10 protein-coding genes are annotated in these 16,769 nt (G+C 68.2%); 9 read left to right on the top strand and 1 reads right to left on the bottom strand.

Annotation, left to right across the window (positions count from 1 at the left end; translation table 11 throughout):
* The first annotated feature begins 23 nt into the window (after positions 1 to 23).
* The 9 genes from glgB (at position 24) to FAY22_RS05085 (ending at position 16,427) form a co-directional block, all read left to right on the top strand.
* The gene (glgB, locus tag FAY22_RS05045) at positions 24 to 2,285 is read left to right on the top strand and encodes a 1,4-alpha-glucan branching protein GlgB (protein WP_146329204.1); all 2,262 of its coding nucleotides are present in this window, start codon (positions 24 to 26) and stop codon (positions 2,283 to 2,285) included.
* A gap of 2 nt (positions 2,286 to 2,287) precedes the next feature.
* Positions 2,288 to 4,411: a glycogen debranching protein GlgX gene (gene glgX / locus FAY22_RS05050; protein ID WP_146329205.1), complete on the top strand. Its 2,124-nt coding sequence runs from the start codon at positions 2,288 to 2,290 to the stop codon at positions 4,409 to 4,411.
* On the top strand, positions 4,398 to 6,188 hold the full coding sequence (gene treZ, locus FAY22_RS05055) for a malto-oligosyltrehalose trehalohydrolase (RefSeq protein WP_146329206.1): 1,791 nt from the start codon (positions 4,398 to 4,400) through the stop codon (positions 6,186 to 6,188). Before glgX ends, treZ begins: the two co-directional genes overlap by 14 nt.
* Positions 6,185 to 8,296, top strand: coding sequence for a 4-alpha-glucanotransferase (gene malQ / locus FAY22_RS05060; protein ID WP_146329207.1), 2,112 nt, complete (start codon positions 6,185 to 6,187; stop codon positions 8,294 to 8,296). The genes treZ and malQ overlap by 4 nt, the downstream gene beginning before the upstream one ends.
* Positions 8,296 to 11,106, top strand: coding sequence for a malto-oligosyltrehalose synthase (treY, locus tag FAY22_RS05065; protein ID WP_146329208.1), 2,811 nt, complete (start codon positions 8,296 to 8,298; stop codon positions 11,104 to 11,106). The genes malQ and treY overlap by 1 nt, the downstream gene beginning before the upstream one ends.
* A 131-nt stretch (positions 11,107 to 11,237) precedes the next feature.
* Positions 11,238 to 12,503, top strand: coding sequence for a lipoprotein-releasing ABC transporter permease subunit (locus FAY22_RS05070; RefSeq protein ID WP_146329209.1), 1,266 nt, complete (start codon positions 11,238 to 11,240; stop codon positions 12,501 to 12,503).
* Positions 12,504 to 12,528: 25 nt separating this feature from the next.
* A complete protein-coding gene (gene lolD / locus FAY22_RS05075) occupies positions 12,529 to 13,215 on the top strand; it encodes a lipoprotein-releasing ABC transporter ATP-binding protein LolD (protein WP_146329210.1) in 687 nt (228 codons plus the stop codon).
* Positions 13,205 to 14,002 (top strand): TatD family hydrolase, encoded by a 798-nt coding sequence (locus tag FAY22_RS05080; RefSeq protein WP_146329211.1) that lies wholly within the window; start codon positions 13,205 to 13,207, stop codon positions 14,000 to 14,002. Before lolD ends, FAY22_RS05080 begins: the two co-directional genes overlap by 11 nt.
* A gap of 4 nt (positions 14,003 to 14,006) precedes the next feature.
* Positions 14,007 to 16,427, top strand: coding sequence for a DNA internalization-related competence protein ComEC/Rec2 (locus tag FAY22_RS05085; RefSeq protein ID WP_146329212.1), 2,421 nt, complete (start codon positions 14,007 to 14,009; stop codon positions 16,425 to 16,427).
* Here FAY22_RS05085 and FAY22_RS05090 read toward each other — a convergent pair whose 3' ends face one another.
* Complete coding sequence (locus tag FAY22_RS05090; RefSeq protein WP_146329213.1) at positions 16,428 to 16,565, bottom strand: DUF3149 domain-containing protein; 138 nt, start codon at positions 16,563 to 16,565, stop codon at positions 16,428 to 16,430.
* Between the last annotated feature and the right edge of the window lie 204 nt (positions 16,566 to 16,769).

Genomic DNA, 16,769 nt, shown 5'->3' on the forward strand with positions numbered 1-16,769 from the left:
CGTGTCAGAAAGAGAGTGATTGCATGACCGAACTCACCGACGACTCAGTCGCACAAGCGACCGGGCTCGACCAGAGAACCGTCGACGCGGTCCTGCACGGCCGCCTGGCGGACCCGTTCGCGCTGTTCGGGCCGCACCGGGTGGATGACCGCATCGTCGTTCGCACGTTCCAGCCCGGCGCGCTGGCGGTCGACGTGGTGGAACGCGTGGCGGGCAACGACGCCGGCGGCCGCCTGCTCGAATCGCTCTACAACGTCAGCCACGGCGGCCTGTTCGTCAGCGGCGCGCCGCTGCTGGCGCCGGACCAGGACTACCTGCTGCGCATCACCTGGCCGACCGCCGCCGGCGGCGAGCAGGTGCAGTACACGGAGGATCCTTACCGCTTCGGCCTGCTGCTGGGCGAGCTCGACATGCACCTGCTCCGCGAGGGAACGCACCGCGAGCTGGGCAACTGCCTGGGCGCCAACCCGATGACGATCGCCGGCGTGGCAGGCACCCGCTTCGCCGTGTGGGCGCCCAATGCGCGGCGCGTGTCGGTGGTGGGCGACTTCAACCAGTGGGACGGCCGGCGCCATCCGATGCGCCTGCGGCTGGAGGCCGGCGTGTGGGAATTGTTCATCCCGCGCCTGAAAAGCGGCGCGCGCTATCAGTACGAAATCGTCGGTGTCGACGGCAACGTGCTGCCGCTCAAGGCCGACCCGGTTGCGCGCGCCACCGAGCCGCCGCCGTCGACCGTGTCGGTGGTGGCGTCGGATCTGCCGTTCCGCTGGAGCGACGGCGACTGGATGGCCGGACGCGCCGCGCGCCACCATGCCGGCGCGCCGCTGTCGATCTACGAGGTGCACGCCGGCTCCTGGCTGCGCATCCTGGAGGAAGACGGCCGCAGCCTGAACTGGCACGAGCTGGGTGATCGCCTGATCCCGTACGCGCTGGGCATGGGTTTCACCCACGTCGAATTCCTGCCGATCATGGAACACCCGTTCGGCGGCTCCTGGGGCTACCAGCCGCTCGGGCTGTTCGCGCCCACCGCGCGCTTCGGTCCGCCCTCGGGCTTCGCTTCCTTCGTCGACCGCTGCCACGCCGCCGGGCTGGGCGTGATCCTGGACTGGGTGCCTGCGCACTTCCCGACCGATGCGCACGGCCTGGCGCGCTTCGACGGCACCGCGCTCTACGAGCACCAGGACCCGCGCGAGGGCTTCCACCAGGACTGGAACACGCTGATCTACAACATGGGGCGCAATGAAGTCTGCGCCTTCCTGATCGCCAGCGCGCTGGAATGGCTGGAACGCTACCATGTCGACGGCCTGCGGGTGGACGCGGTCGCCTCCATGCTGTACCGCGACTACAGCCGCAAGCACGGCGAGTGGGTGCCGAATGTCTACGGCGGAAGGGAAAACCTGGAGGCGGTGGCTTTCCTGCGCAACCTGAACCAGGTCATCGCGGAACGTTGTCCCGGCGCAGTGATGATCGCGGAGGAGTCCACCGCCTGGCCCGGCGTGTCCACCCCGGTAGCGGAGGGCGGGCTGGGCTTCACCCACAAGTGGAACATGGGCTGGATGCACGACACGCTGCGCTACATGGCCTACGACCCGCTGTATCGCCAGTACCATCACCACGATATGACCTTCGGGCTGATCTACGCGTTCTCGGAAAAGTTCGTGCTGCCGATCTCGCACGACGAGGTGGTGCACGGCAAGGGTTCGCTGCTCAACAAGATGCCGGGTGCCGACCTCGGCCAGCGGCTGGCCAACCTGCGCGCCTACCTCGGCTTCATGTGGGCGCATCCGGGCAAGAAGCTCCTGTTCATGGGTTGCGAAATCGCGCAGCAGGCGGAGTGGAACCACGACACCTCGCCCGACTGGAGCCTGCTCGACAACCCGGCGCATCGCGGCGTGCAGCGGCTGGTGCGCGACCTCAACCGCCTGTACGCCGCCGAGCCGGCCCTGCACCGCAAGGATGCCAGTCCGGAAGGATTCGCCTGGGTGATCGGCGACGACAACCACAACAGCGTGTTCGCCTTCCTGCGCAAGGGGGATGCGGGCGATGCCCCGCTGCTGGTGGTGCTGAACATGACGCCGGTGGCGCGCGAGGGCTACCGCGTCGGCGTGCCGGCGGGCGGCGCGTGGCGGGAAATCATGAACACCGATGCCGCTGCCTACGGCGGTGCCGGCATGGGGAACGGCGAGGCGATCCGCGCCGAGGACCAGCCGGCGCATGGCATGGCGCAGTCGCTGCGGCTGCGGCTGCCGCCGCTGGCGGCGCTGATCCTGAAGCCGGCGCGCTGAGAATGGCGGCCCTGCACCTGCCTTTAGCCTCCATCCAGCCGGGCTTGCCATATCCGCTGGGCGCGACCTATGACGGCGCAGGCACCAATTTCGCGGTGTTTTCCGCGCACGCGGAAAAGATCGAGCTGTGCTTCTTCGACGCGACCGGGCGGCATGAGCTGGCGCGCTGCGCGCTGCCGGAATGCACCAACGAAGTGTGGCACGGCTACCTGCCGGGCGTGCATGCCGGCGCGCTGTACGGCTACCGCGCCTACGGCCCGTACCAGCCGGAGCAGGGGCACCGCTTCAATCCGAACAAGCTGCTGCTCGACCCCTATGCCAGGCAGCTCTTCGGGCAGGTGCGCTGGACCGACACCCTGTACGGCTACCGCATCCACTCGCCGCGCGCCGACCTGTCGTTCGACCATCGCGACAGCGCGCCATCCATGCCCAAGGGCGTGGTCGCCGACGCCACCTTCGACTGGCACGGCGACGCGCCGCCCCGGGTGCCGTGGGAAAGGACCGTGATCTACGAAACCCACGTGCGCGGCATGACGCTGCGCGCGCAGCGCGTGCCGCCCGGCGAGCGCGGCAGCTTCGCCGGGCTGGCCAATCCCTGGGTGATCGACTACCTCGTCAAGCTCGGCATCACCGCCGTCGAGCTGCTGCCGGTGCATGCCATCCTGCAGGACCGGCGCCTCCTGTCGAGCGGGCTGGCCAATTACTGGGGCTACAACACGCTGTCCTTTTTCTGTCCCGAACCGCGCTACCTGTCGGGCGGCTCGCCCGACGAAATGCGCCACGCGGTGCGCCAGCTGCACGCCGCCGGCATCGAGGTCATCCTCGACGTGGTCTACAACCACACCTGCGAGGAAAGCGAGCTCGGTCCCACCATTTCGCTGCGCGGGCTGGACAACGCCAGCTACTACCGGCTGCAGGACAACAACCTGCGGCACAACGTCAACGACACCGGCTGCGGCAATACCCTGAACATGTCGCATCCGCGCGTGATCCAGCTGGTGATGGATTCGCTGCGCTACTGGGTGCGGGAGTTCCATGTCGACGGCTTCCGCTTCGACCTGGGCGCCACGCTCGGGCGCGAGCATCACGGCTTCGACCCCGGCTCCGGCTTTTTCGACGCGCTGCTGCAGGACCCTGTTCTGGCGGGCGTCAAGCTGATTTCCGAACCGTGGGACCTGGGTCCCGGCGGCTACCAGGTCGGCAACCATCCGCCCGGACTGGCCGAATGGAACGACCGCTTCCGCGACGACGTGCGCAGCTTCTGGCGCGGCGACCCCGGCATGCGCGGCGCGGTCGCCAGCCGCCTGCTCGGCTCGGCCGACCTGTTCAACCACCACCGCCGCCGCTCCTGGGCCTCGGTCAACTTCGTCACCGCGCATGACGGATTCACGCTGCAGGACCTGGTCAGCTACAACCACAAGCACAACGAGGCCAACCTCGAGGAAAACCGCGACGGCAACAACGAAAACCGCAGCTGCAACTGGGGCGAGGAGGGGCCGACCGATTCCGCGAAGGTGGTCGCCACGCGCGAGAAGGTCAAGCGCGCCATGCTGATGACGTTGCTGCTCGCCAACGGCACGCCGATGCTGCTGGGCGGCGACGAATTCGGTCGCAGCCAGAACGGCAACAACAATCCGTATTGCCAGGATACCGAGATTTCCTGGTTCGACTGGAGCCTGCCCGACACCGAGGCCGGGCGCGCGCTGCTCGATTTCACGCGCCGCTGCATCGCGCTGCGGCGCGAACTGCCCACGCTGTGCAGCACGCGCTTCCTGAAGTCGCGTTCCAGGACGCCGCAGCACCTGCCAGACATCAGCTGGTTCGACGAGACCGGAGAACAGATGACGCCGGAGCGTTGGAACTTCGCGGAAGGGCGCCTGCTGGGATTGCGCCGCGCCGCCGCTCATCCGCAGGCCGGCACGGTGTCGGCGTCGCTGCTGCTGCTCAACGCCTTTTCCGAAGATCGCGAGTTCGTCCTGCCGCAACCGGAATTGCCGTGGAAAGTCTTGCTCGACGCTGCCGAGCCACCGCACGGAAGCGGGCGCGGCCGCGCCGTGCAGCACAACAGGATCAAGGTGTCCGCGCACAGCGCACTACTACTGGTAGCCGATCATGTCAGCATTTAATCCCACTTGCGGCGCGCAACTGGTCGCGCCCGACCGCACCCGCTTTCGCCTGTGGGCGCCCGACAAGGAACAGGTCAGCGTCGAGATCGACGGCATGGCGGCGCTGCCGATGAAGCGGCTCGACGGCGGCTGGTTCGAGGCGGAAGCCGCCTGCGGGGCGGGAGCGCGTTACCGCTACCGGGTGGACGCCGGTCTCGCGGTGCCCGATCCCGCGTCGCGCGCCCAGGCCGGCGACGTGCATGACGCCAGCATCGTGTGCGATCCCGGCTGCTATCAATGGAAAAACACCGACTGGAACGGCCGGCCCTGGCACGAGACCGTCCTGTACGAGCTGCATGTGGGCGCGCTGGGAGGATTCGAAGGCGTCATGCGGCAGCTGCCCGCGCTGGCGGACACCGGCATCACTGCCGTCGAGCTGATGCCGGTCGCCGATTTCCCGGGGCCGCGCAACTGGGGCTACGACGGCGTGCTGCCGTATGCGCCGGACGCGGCCTACGGTACGCCCAACCAGCTCAAGGCATTGATCGACGCCGCGCACGGGCTCGGCATGATGGTTTTCCTGGACGTGGTGTACAACCATTTCGGCCCGGACGGCAATTACCTCGGCGCCTATGCCTCGTCCTTCTTCCGCGACGACGTCCGTACGCCATGGGGGCAGGCGATCGATTTCCGGCGGCGCGAGGTGCGCGATTTTTTCACCGAGAACGCGCTCTACTGGCTGCATGAGTTCCGTTTCGACGGCCTGCGCTTCGATGCGGTGCATGCCATCAGTGAAAAGGGCTGCCTGGAGGAACTGGCGCACCGGGTGCGCGCCAGCGTGCCGCCGCATCGCCACGTGCACCTGGTGCTGGAAAACGACGACAACAGCGCGCGCCTGCTGCAGCGTTCGCCGTCGCGGATGTTCGACGCCCAGTGGAACGACGACCTGCACCACATCATGCATGTAATGCTGACCGGGGAGCGCGAGGGCTATTACGCGGGCTACGTCGACCAGCCGGCTGAAAAGCTGGCGCGCGGGCTGTCCGAAGGCTTCATTTACCAGGGCGAGGCCGCGCTTCATGCAGGCGGGCCCTTGCGCGGCGAGCCGAGCGCGCACCTGCCGCCCACGTCCTTCGTGTTCTTCCTGCAGAACCACGACCAGGTCGGCAACCGCGCCTTCGGCGAGCGCCTCTCCACGCTGGCCGGTCCGCACGCGCTGCGCGCGGCCGTCGCGCTCTTGCTGCTGTCGCCGCAGATCCCGCTTTTGTTCATGGGCGAGGAATACGGCGCGACCCAGCCTTTCCTGTATTTCACCAGCCACCTGGGGCCGGAACTGGCCGAAGCCGTGCGCAGCGGGCGGCGCCAGGAATTCACGCGCTTTTCCGCCTTCTCCGACCCGGCGCGGCGCGAACTGATTCCGGATCCGAACGCCGAGCAAACCTTTCTCGACTCGATCCCGAAGCCCGACGCCGAAGTCGCGCTTGCCTGGCGCGACTGGATCAAGAGCCTGCTCGAGATCCGGCGCACGCACATCGTCCCGCGGTTGCACGGGGCGCGCGCACTCGGGGCGGAAGTCATCGGCCGGTCGGCGGTGAAGGCGCGCTGGCGCATGGCGGACGGCAAGGCGCTGATGGTCGCCATCAATCTCGGCGCGGCACCGGTTCCCATCAGCTATCGCCGGCTGGCCGACGGTCAGGGCGGGACGATTCTTTTTGCAACCGGAGGCGTGGAGAACGCGGTGCCCAGCGACGAACTGCCGTCGAACGCCTTCATCGCGGTTCTGGAGGCTGCGGCATGAACGATGCAGACGTATTGAATCTCGCGCAGGCCGCCGGCCTGTCGCATGAATGGACCAATGCTTTCGGGCAGCCGATGCGGGTAGAGCCGGATGCGCTGCGCGCGATCCTCGACGCGCTCGGATTCCCCTGCGCCAGCGACGAGCAGTGCCGCGACAGCGCCGCGCGCCTGGCCGCGCTGCATGATGCGGACCGGCTGCCGGCGCTGGCGACGGGCACGGTCGGGGAGCCGGTCCGCCTGGCCGCCATGTCGCACCTGGCGGGCATGCCTTACCGTATCGAGCTCGAAGACGGCGGCCATGTGGACGGACGCTTCCCGGACGACGTGGCCGCCGGCATCGTGCTGCCGCCGATCGACCGCCATGGCTATCACCGCCTGCTGGTGGCGAACGAAGCGGCAACGCTGGCGGTGGCGCCGCCGCGCTGTTTCGGCGTGGGCGACGCGATCGCCGCGCGCGCCGGCGGCCAGCCGTCCGATCCGCTCCTGTGGGGGCTGGGCGTGCAGCTGTATTCGATCCGGCGGGCCGGCGACGGTGGCATCGGCGACTTCAGCGGCCTGTCGGCGCTGGTGCGCTCGGCCGCCGCGCATGGCGCCTCGGCGGTCGCGATCAGCCCGGTGCACGCGATGTTCAGCGCGGACGTGCGCCGCTTCAGCCCCTACGGGCCGTCCAGCCGCCTGTTCCTGAATGCGTTGCACGTCGACCCGGCGGCGGTACTGGGGGGCGATGCGATGGCGGCGGCCCTGGCCGAGCTTGGCGCGGACGCCGCCGCCCGGTACGCCGCGCTGGAGCAGGATGAGCTGATCGACTGGCCGGCGGCGGCCTCGCTGCGCCTGGCGCTGCTGCGCCGCCTGTACGAGCGCTTCGTCGCCGTCGGCGGCCGCGCCGACTTCGAACAGTTCCGCCGGGACGGCGGGGGCGCGCTGCGCGACCATGCGCGCTTCGAGGCGCTGCACACATGGCGCGCCGGGCACGGCGAGAGCGGCGACTGGCGCACCTGGCCGGCCGGATTGCGCAACCCGCGCAGCGCCGATGTCGAGGCGTTCGCGCGCCAGCATGCCGCCGAGGTCGGTTTCCACGAGTTCCTGCAATGGCAAGCCGCGCGCGGCCTGTCCGGCGCGCAAAAGGCGGCGCGCGACGCCGGCATGCCGGTCGGCTTGATCACCGACCTGGCGGTAGGCGCCGACAACGACGGCAGCCAGGCCTGGAGCCGGCAGGCCGAGATCATCAACGGCCTGTCGGTGGGCGCGCCGCCGGACGTGCTCAATACGCGCGGCCAGAGCTGGGGGCTGGGCGCGTTCTCGCCGCACGCGATGCAGGCGCAGGGCTTCGGCGCCTACATCGAGATGCTGCGCGCCACCTTTGCCCACGCCGGCGGCGCGCGCATCGACCATGTCCTCGGCCTGACCCGGCTTTGGCTGGTGCCGAACGGCGCGTCGCCGCAGCTGGGCGCCTACCTGCGCTATCCGTTGCAGGATCTGTTGCGCCTGATTGCGCTGGAATCGTGGCGCCATCGCGCGATCGTCATCGGCGAGGACCTCGGCACCGTGCCGGAAGGCTTCGATGCGCAGCTGGCGCAGGCCGGGCTGCTCGGTATCCGCGTGCTGATGTTCCAGCGCCACGGATCGCGCTTCCTGAGTCCCGGCGAATGGCCGCGGCATGCGATCGCCACCACCACCACCCACGACCTGCCGACGATCGCCGGCTGGTGGCGGGAGCGCGACATCGACTGGCGCGCGCGGCTCGACCTGCTCGCGCCCGGCCAGTCCGAAGGCGACGCGCGGCACGACCGCGCGCGCGAGCGCGGCGAGCTGTGGCAGGCCCTGACGGATTCCGGGTGCGCGCATGGTCCGATGCCGGGACCGGACGGAAGCGCGTCGGTGGCCGACGCGGCCGCCTCCTTCATCGCCGCCACGCCCGCGCCGCTGGCGGTGCTGCCGGTGGAGGACGCGCTCGGCCTGCCGGAGTCGCCCAATCTGCCCGGCACGGTCGATACCCATCCCAACTGGCGTCGACGCCTGCCGCAACCGGTCGAGCGGCTGCTCGACGAGGCGGCGGTGGCGAACCGGCTGGCGGCCATGAACCGCACCCGCTCCTTCAAGGGAATCTGATGTCCATCCCGTCGTCCACCGCGCGGCTGCAGCTGCACAAGGAGTTCAATTTCGAGCAGGCGGCAGAAGTGGTGCCGTATTACGCATCGCTCGGCGTCAGCCATATCTATGCGTCGCCGATCCTGACCGCACGCAGCGGCTCCATGCACGGCTACGACATCGTCGATCCGACCCACATCAATCCGGAGCTCGGCGGCGAGGAAGGGCTGCGCCGGCTGGTCGAGCACATCCGCGCGGCCGGAATGGGGCTCATCCTCGACATCGTGCCGAACCACATGGGCGTCGGCAGCGAGAATCCCTGGTGGCAGCACGTGCTCGAATGGGGGCAGGGCAGCCCCTACGCACACTGGTTCGACATCGACTGGCAGCCGGCCGACGAATCCCTGCGCGGAAAAGTAATGGCGCCTTTCCTGGGAAAACCGTACGGCGATGCACTGGGCGCGGGCGAGATCCGGCTGCGGTTCGACGCCGAGCGCGGCAAGTTCCATGCGGCCTACTACGCGCACTGCTTCCCGATCGCGCCGGCCGGATACGCAGGTATCCTGCGCGCGGCCGGGTCGCCGCGCCTGAACGCGGCGATTGCCACCTTCGAGGAAGGCGGCGACACGCATGGCGCGCTCACCCGGCAGAACGCAGACATCGGCTGCGGCCTGCTGCGCGAGCTGGCGCGCGACGGAGAGGGCCGCGCCGCCATCGAGGCGGCGCTTGCACATTATGAGGCGCAGACTCCGCAGGGATTCGAAAACCTGCACGCGCTGCTGGAGCGCCAGCATTACCGCCTCGCGTGGTGGCGCTGCGCCGCCGACGGCATCAACTGGCGCCGCTTTTTCGAGGTCACCGACCTGGCCGGCGTGCGGGTGGAGCAGGACGAGGTGTTCGAAGCCACCCATGCGCTGATCTTCCGGCTGTACACCGAGGGCCTGATCGACGGTGTGCGCATCGACCACGTGGACGGTCTGGCCGATCCCGGCGCCTACTGCCGCAAGCTGCGGCGCCGGCTGCAGGCGCTCTCCGCGCAGCGCCCCCCGCAGCTGCCGCCGGCGCCGCCCTACATCGTCGTCGAGAAGATCCTGGCGCGCGGCGAGCGGTTGCGGCGCGACTGGGACATCGACGGCACCAGCGGCTACGATTTCATGGACCGCGTCGGCGCCTTGCTGCACGATCCGGCCGGCGAGGCGCCGCTTTCCGCGCAATGGGCGGAACTGAGCGGGCGCGACCTCGACTTCCAGGACGAGGTGCGGCTGGCACGGCGCCAGCTGCTCGCCGCCAACCTGGCCGGCGAATTCGAGGCGGCGGCGCGCGCCCTGCATGCGGTGGCGCGCACCGATCTGCGCACGCGCGACTATTCGCTGGGCGCGATCCGCCGGGTATTCACCGAACTGCTGGTGCATTTCCCGGTGTACCGCACCTATACCGATATCCACGGCCGCGACGAGCAGGACCAGGAAGTGATCGACCGCACGCTGGAAAAGGCGCGTCACAGCGTCGACCGCACCGAGGTTCCGCTGCTGGAGGTGCTGGCCCGCTGGCTCGGCGGCGAGGAGCCGCCCAGCCAGCATGCGGCCAGCCAGCGGGTGCGCAGCCTGCACCAGCGCGCCATCACGCGTTTTCAGCAGCTGACTCCGCCGCTGGCGGCCAAGTCGGTCGAGGACACCGCCTTCTACCGCTACGGCCGCCTGCTGTCGCGCAACGAGGTCGGCTCGGATCCCTGCGAATTTTCCATCGGCGTCAGGGAGTTCCACCAGGCGAACCTCGCCAGGGCGGCGCACTTTCCCCACTCGATGCTGGCAACCGCGACGCACGATCACAAGCGCGGCGAGGACGTGCGCGCACGCATCGCGGCGATCAGCGAACTGGCCGCGGAATGGGCGCGCACGGTGGACGAATGGATGCGGCTGAACGCGCCGGCGCGCGGCGAAGTGGCGCAGGAGAACGGCGCATCGGCTTCGATGGCGCCGCAGCCCGGCGACGAGCTGATGCTGTACCAGATGCTGGCGGGCGCCTGGCCGATCGGGTTGGAGAGCGCGGACCGCGAAGGTGTCGCACGTTTCGCCGAGCGCATCGAGCGCTGGCAGACCAAGGCGCTGCGCGAAGCCAAGCAGGTCAGCGACTGGGTGTTGCCCAACGAGGAATACGAAGAGGCTTGCCGGCGCTTCCTTTATTCCATCCTGGAAGGGAAGGCGGATAACGCCTTCCTGCCCGCGCTCGCCGCCTTCGTGCGCCGGCTGACTCCGGCCGGTGTGGTCAACAGCCTGGCGCAGACCGTGCTGCGCATGACCTCGCCCGGCGTGCCCGACCTGTACCAGGGAACCGAATTCTGGGATTTCAGCCTGGTCGATCCGGACAACCGGCGCCCGGTCGATTACGCCGAGCGCAGGCGGGCGCTGCAAGGCGGAGAGACTTCCATTGCCGGCGTCGACGGCTGGCAATCGGGGCGCTTGAAGCAGCAGATCATTCGCCGCACTCTGCAACTGCGCGCGCGCGAGCACGAGCTGTTTTTTCACGGCGACTACCAGCCGCTCGACATCGCCGGCGCCCAGGGCAGCCACGCGATCGGATTCGCGCGCCGCCAGAAGGATCGCACCGCGATTGTCCTTGCCACCCATTTGTCGGCGCGCATGCTGGGCGAAGACGGCTTGCCCGTCGTGCCCGCCGACGCCTGGCAGGACACCGCGGCCGAGCTGCCGTTCGCCGCGCATTCGACGTGGATGGATGTCTATACCGGGCGCACGCTGCGCGTCTCGTCAGGCAAGCTGCGGCTGCGTGATGCGCTGGCGCTGCTGCCCGTGGCGCTGCTGGTCGAAGCGTAAGGCTTGGTATCGGTCCTGTTCCTCCACCTCGTTATGTGGCAAACTGCGGGCTGCATCAAGGAGTTGCAATTAAGTCTATACGCCGCTTCAAAAGCGCCGGCTTATGCGCAACCTCTCCCAGGAGTCATCTTTTGAGCATCATCAAAAATCTACCATTCGAATGGCTGGTCGGCATCCGCTATACGCGCGCCGGACGCCGCAGCGGCCGCAACAGCTTCATCTCCTTCATCTCCCTCATTTCGATGGCCGGCATCGCGCTCGGCGTGGCCGCGCTGATCGTGGTGCTGTCGGTGATGAACGGCTTCCAGAAAGAAGTGCGCGACCGCATGCTGTCGGTGCTGTCGCACATCGAGGTGTACGACGCCAGCGGCAGCATGCCGGACTGGCGCGCCACCGCGCGCGAAGCCTTCCAGGACAAGGAAGTGAAGGGCGCGGCGCCCTACGTGGCGGCGCAGGCCATGCTCATGCATGACGACACGGTGCGCGGCGTGATGGTGCGCGGCATTCTCACGCAGGAAGAGCCGAAGGTGTCGGATGTCGCCCGGCAGATCAAGTCTGGCAGCTTCAACAGCCTGCAGCCCGGCGAGTTCAACATCATCCTCGGCAAGGAACTGGCGCGCGGGCTGCACGTCGAGGTCGGCGACAAGGTTACGATGATCGCCCCGCAAGGCCAGGTCACGCCGGCCGGCGTGCTGCCGCGCCTGAAGCAGTTCACGGTCGGCGCCATCTTCGAGGCGGGGCACAACGAATACGATTCCAGCCTGGCCTTCCTCCAGATCGACGACGCGATGCGCATGTTCAGGCTGGACGGGCCGTCCGGCCTGCGCCTGCGGGTGGAAGACATGCAGCGCGCGCCGCAAGTGGCGCTGGACCTGTCGCGCATCCTGTCCGGCAACCTGTACATCCTCGACTGGTCCAAGCAGAACCGCACCTGGTTTGCCGCTGTCCAGACCGAGAAGCGCATGATGTTCATCATCCTCACGCTGATCGTGGCGGTCGCCGCCTTCAACCTGGTGTCGACGCTGGTGATGACCGTCACCGACAAGCAGTCGGATATCGCGATCCTGCGCACGCTGGGCGCGTCGCCCGCGTCGATCATGAAAATCTTCATGATCCAGGGCGCGCTGGTCGGCCTGCTCGGCACCGCCATCGGCGTCGGGCTGGGCGTGACCGTGGCGCTCAACATCGACGTCATCGTGCCTTTCATCGAACACCTGCTCGGCGTGCAGTTCCTGTCCAAGGATATCTACCTGATCACCGCCTTGCCATCCGACCTGCGCTGGCCCGACGTCTGGACCATCGGTTCGGTATCCGTGATCCTGGCCTTCCTCGCCACGCTGTACCCGAGCTGGCGTGCCGCCGGCGTGCGGCCGGCGGAGGCGCTGCGCTACGAATGACGACGAACCGACCGGAATACTCGAGATGAATCAAACCGTATTGTCATGCCGCGGCCTTGCCAAGACCTTCACGCAGGGGAAGTACTCGGTCGACGTGTTGAAGGGCATCGATTTTTCCGTGGACAGGGGAGAGCGCGTCGCCATCGTGGGCGCTTCCGGTTCCGGCAAGTCGACGCTGCTGCACCTGCTGGGAGGGCTCGATACGCCGAGCGCCGGCAGCGTCACCCTGCTCGGCCAGGATGTCGCGAGCCTGAATGAAAAGGCGCGCGGCGAGTTGCGCAACAAGTCGCTCGGCTTCGTGTACCAGTTCCATCACCTGCTGCCGGAATTTTCCGCGCTCGACAACGTCGGCATGCCGCTCATGATCCGGCGCCTCGGCCGTGCCCAGGCGCACGAGGCGGCGCAGGCGGTCCTCGCGCGCGTCGGCCTGTCCAGTCGCGTCACGCACGTGCCGGGCGAGCTGTCCGGCGGCGAGCGCCAGCGCGTGGCCCTGGCTCGCGCGCTGGTGACGCAGCCGGCCTGCGTGCTGGCCGACGAGCCGACCGGCAACCTCGACCGCGCCACCGCGCACCAGGTCTTCGACCTGATGCTGGAATTGTCGCGCACCCTGGGCACCGCCTTCGTGATCGTCACCCACGACATCGAGCTGGCGCGGCACTGCGACCGCGTGCTGCGCCTGTCCGGGGACGGCCTGCAACCCTATGTGGATTGACACCCACTGCCATCTCGACGCAAGCGAATTCGCCGGCGAGACCGGCGAGATTGCCGCCATGGCGCAGCAGCAGGGCGTGTCCCGCATCGTGATTCCCGCCATCGAACGCGGCAATTTCGACACCGTCCGCGCCCTGGCGCAGCAGCATCCGAACTGCGCCTACGCACTGGGCATCCACCCGATCTTCGTGCCGCAGGCGGCGCTGGATGACCTCGCGGCGCTGCGCGCCGCCGTCGCGGCGGCGATGGACGATCCGCGCTTCGTCGCCGTCGGCGAAATCGGCCTCGATTTCTTCGTGCCCGGCCTGCGCGACGAGCCGCTGCGCGAAAAGCAGGAATTCTTCTACAGCGAGCAGCTGAAAATCGCGCGCGACTTCGGCTTGCCGGTACTGCTGCACGTGCGCCGCTCGCAGGACATCATCCTGAAATACCTGCGACGCATCGCCGTTCCGGGCGGGATCGCGCACGCCTTCAACGGCAGCTTCCAGCAGGCGCAGGAATTCATCCGGCTCGGCTTCAAGCTCGGATTCGGCGGCGCCATGACCTTCACCCGCGCGCAGCAGATCCGGCGCCTGGCCGCCGAACTGCCGCAACAGGCGCTGGTGCTGGAAACCGACGCGCCCGACATTCCGCCGGCATGGATGCACCGCAGCCGCAACAGCCCCGAGCAGTTGCCGCGCATCGGGCATGAGCTTGCCGCGCTGCGCGCCCTTGCGCCCGATCAGGTTGCCCGCATTACCACCGATAATGCGCACGCCGTCCTGCCGCGCCTGGCGCGACTGAACTGACTTCATGCGTAGCGCCATCCTCGGTTTCGTGCTGGGTGTCGTCTTGCTGCAGAACCAGGCTGCGTTGCCGCGGCAGTACTTGCTTGCGCTGCTCGTCGCGCTCGCCCTGGCGCTGCTTTTTTCCGCTGGCCGCGTGCGACGAGCTGCGCCCAAGGTGGCGCTGCTCGGCACCGGCGGCGCGCTGGCCGGCTTTGCCTGGGCCGCGCTGTTTGCATCGCATTACCTCGCGCAGGAATTGCCGACGGAGTGGGAAGGGCGCGATCTTACCGTCGTCGGTACCGTCGACAGCCTGCCGTATTACGTCGAGCAGGGCGTGCGTTTCAATTTCGCGGTCGAACGTGTCCTCGCGCCGGCCGAAGCCGCGCCGTCGCTGCCGCCGCGCCTGGCGTTGTCGTGGTACGCGGCGGCGGGAACCGACGGCCGGCCGGCGGCAGCGCTCGTGCGGCCGGGCGAGCGCTGGCAATTGACGGTGCGCTTGCGCCGCCCGCACGGCAACGCCAATCCTTACGGCTTCGACTATGAAGTGTGGCTGCTGGAGCAAAACCTGCGCGCGACCGGCACCGTGCGCCCGGACCGGGACCTGGCGTTGAAAAACCGCAGGCTGGATGAATTCGCCGCCTCGTTCGGCGCCGTCGTGCAGCGAGGCCGCGGCTGGCTGCGCGAGCGCATCCTCGCGGCGCTGCCCGCCAAGCCCTATGCCGGCGTGATCGTCGCGCTCGTCATCGGCGACCAACGCGCCGTCAGCCAGTCCGACTGGACGGTGTTCAACCGGACGGGCATATCGCACCTGATCTCGATCTCCGGCCTGCACGTCACCATGATCGCCGCGATGTTCGCCGGCCTGGTGTTCGCGCTGTGGCGGCGCTCCTTCTTCACCGCGGCCGAGCTGCCGTTGCGGCTGCCGGCGCAAAAGGCGGCGGCGCTCGCGGGCGCGCTGGTGGCCCTGCTGTACGTGCTGCTGGCCGGCTTCGGCGTGCCGGCGCAGCGCACGCTGTACATGTTGTCGGTGGTGGCCGCCGCGCTCTGGCTCGGCCGCGTCGCCAGCGTGTCGCACGTGCTGTGCGCGGCGCTGGGCGTGGTGGCCCTGCTCGATCCCTGGGCGGTGCTGTGGCCCGGGTTCTGGCTTTCGTTTTGCGCGGTGGCGGTGATCCTGTTCGCCTCGGTCGGACGCGCGCGGCCGCATGCCGGAAAATCTGTCGGTCTGGAAAAATGGCTGGCGGCGGCAAAGTCGGCCGCCCGCACCCAGTATGCGGTGACGATCGGCCTGGTGCCGCTGACGCTGCTGCTGTTCGGCCAGATATCGCTCGTCAGCCCGCTCGCCAACGCGGTGGCGATCCCGCTCGTCAGCTTCCTCGTGACGCCCGCCGCGCTCGCGGGAAGCGTGCTGCCGACGCCCCTGGGCGGCTGGATACTCGCCTTCGCGCACCTGCTGGTGGAACAGCTGGCGCGCCTCCTCGGCTGGATGAGCAGTTTTCCTGCGGCGGTCTGGAGCGCGCCGCTTCCGTCGTGGTGGGCCTTCGCGGCGGCGCTGGCCGGGATGCTGTGGCTGCTGGCGCCCGCAGGCTGGCCGGTGCGCTGGCTCGGACTGGCCGGCCTGCTGCCGGTCGCGCTCAATGTCCCGGCCCATCCGCGCGCCGGCGAAATGTGGGTAACCGCCTTCGATGTCGGCCAGGGCACGGCCTTGCTAGTCGAAACGCCGAACCATCGCCTGCTGTATGACACCGGACCCGCCTATGCGCCGGATTCCGACGGCGCCAGCCGCGTGATCCTGCCTTACCTGAAGGCGCGCGGCATCGCCTCTCTCGACGGCGTGATCGTTTCGCACAGCGATACCGATCATGCCGGCGGCGCGCAGTCGCTGCTGGAAGAAATCCGGGTCGGCTGGGTTTCCTCGTCGCTGCCGGCCGACCATCCGGCCCGAGTGGCTGCGGCCGATCACAGACGTTGCGAAGCGGGACAGTCCTGGTCATGGGAAGGCGCGGCATTCGAGGTGCTGCATCCCTCCGCCGCAAGCTACGACAGCACGAAGTGGAAGCCGAATGCGCGCAGCTGTACCCTCAAGATCACGCTGGGCGGCAATTCGTTGCTGCTGCCGGGCGATATCGAGGCGGTGCAGGAAACGGAGCTGGTCGAGAATGACGCGCAGCGGCTGCGCGCGACGGTGCTGCTCGCGCCGCACCACGGCAGCGGCACCTCCTCGACGCCAGCTTTCCTGGAAGCGGTGCAGCCGCAGCTCGCGCTGTTCCAGGTCGGCTACCGCAACCGCTATCGCCATCCGAAGCCGGAAATATATGAGCGCTATGAGCAAATGGGCATCCGGCGGCTGCGTAGCGACGAGTCCGGCGCCGTCATCCTGCGCTTCGGCGCCGGGCTCGGCGTCACGGAATACCGCGCCGAGCATGCGCGCTACTGGTACGGCCGCTAGTTACTTCGGCGCTTCGCTGCAATCCTTCTTGAATCCGAACAGCCACAGGAAGTAGGCGATCATCGCGAAAAGAACGATGAAGACCGCGACCGAAAAGAGGCCGACATCGGATGTGAAAAGTAACTTCCATGCTTGCATGATCGACTCCTTGCCGTGAGTTGGTAATCTGCGCTGCACGAGAATCCAGGGAGCATTTCCCCGATTTTCCTATGACCCATACCTTCCATTAGGCAACATGCATGCCAGCGGGGATGATCGGTAGAGATACTGCTAAATGATTAATTTGATTGGCTTTTTCGAAGGCGGGAAGTGATGCCGCTACAGCCTGGACTGCCGTCTCTG

The sequence above is a fragment of the Noviherbaspirillum sp. UKPF54 genome, from assembly GCF_007874125.1.
In the GTDB taxonomy this organism is placed as follows: domain Bacteria; phylum Pseudomonadota; class Gammaproteobacteria; order Burkholderiales; family Burkholderiaceae_D; genus Noviherbaspirillum.

Bases quoted from the DNA above. Each gene is read 5' to 3' on its own strand.
- glgB (WP_146329204.1), top strand. From the start codon at position 24: ATGACCGAACTCACCGACGACTCAGTCGCACAAGCGACCGGGCTCGAC.
- glgX (WP_146329205.1), top strand. From the start codon at position 2,288: ATGGCGGCCCTGCACCTGCCTTTAGCCTCCATCCAGCCGGGCTTGCCA.
- treZ (WP_146329206.1), top strand. From the start codon at position 4,398: ATGTCAGCATTTAATCCCACTTGCGGCGCGCAACTGGTCGCGCCCGAC.
- malQ (WP_146329207.1), top strand. From the start codon at position 6,185: ATGAACGATGCAGACGTATTGAATCTCGCGCAGGCCGCCGGCCTGTCG.
- treY (WP_146329208.1), top strand. From the start codon at position 8,296: ATGTCCATCCCGTCGTCCACCGCGCGGCTGCAGCTGCACAAGGAGTTC.
- lolD (WP_146329210.1), top strand. From the start codon at position 12,529: ATGAATCAAACCGTATTGTCATGCCGCGGCCTTGCCAAGACCTTCACG.
- FAY22_RS05080 (WP_146329211.1), top strand. From the start codon at position 13,205: ATGTGGATTGACACCCACTGCCATCTCGACGCAAGCGAATTCGCCGGC.
- FAY22_RS05085 (WP_146329212.1), top strand. From the start codon at position 14,007: ATGCGTAGCGCCATCCTCGGTTTCGTGCTGGGTGTCGTCTTGCTGCAG.
- FAY22_RS05090 (WP_146329213.1), bottom strand. From the start codon at position 16,565: ATGCAAGCATGGAAGTTACTTTTCACATCCGATGTCGGCCTCTTTTCG.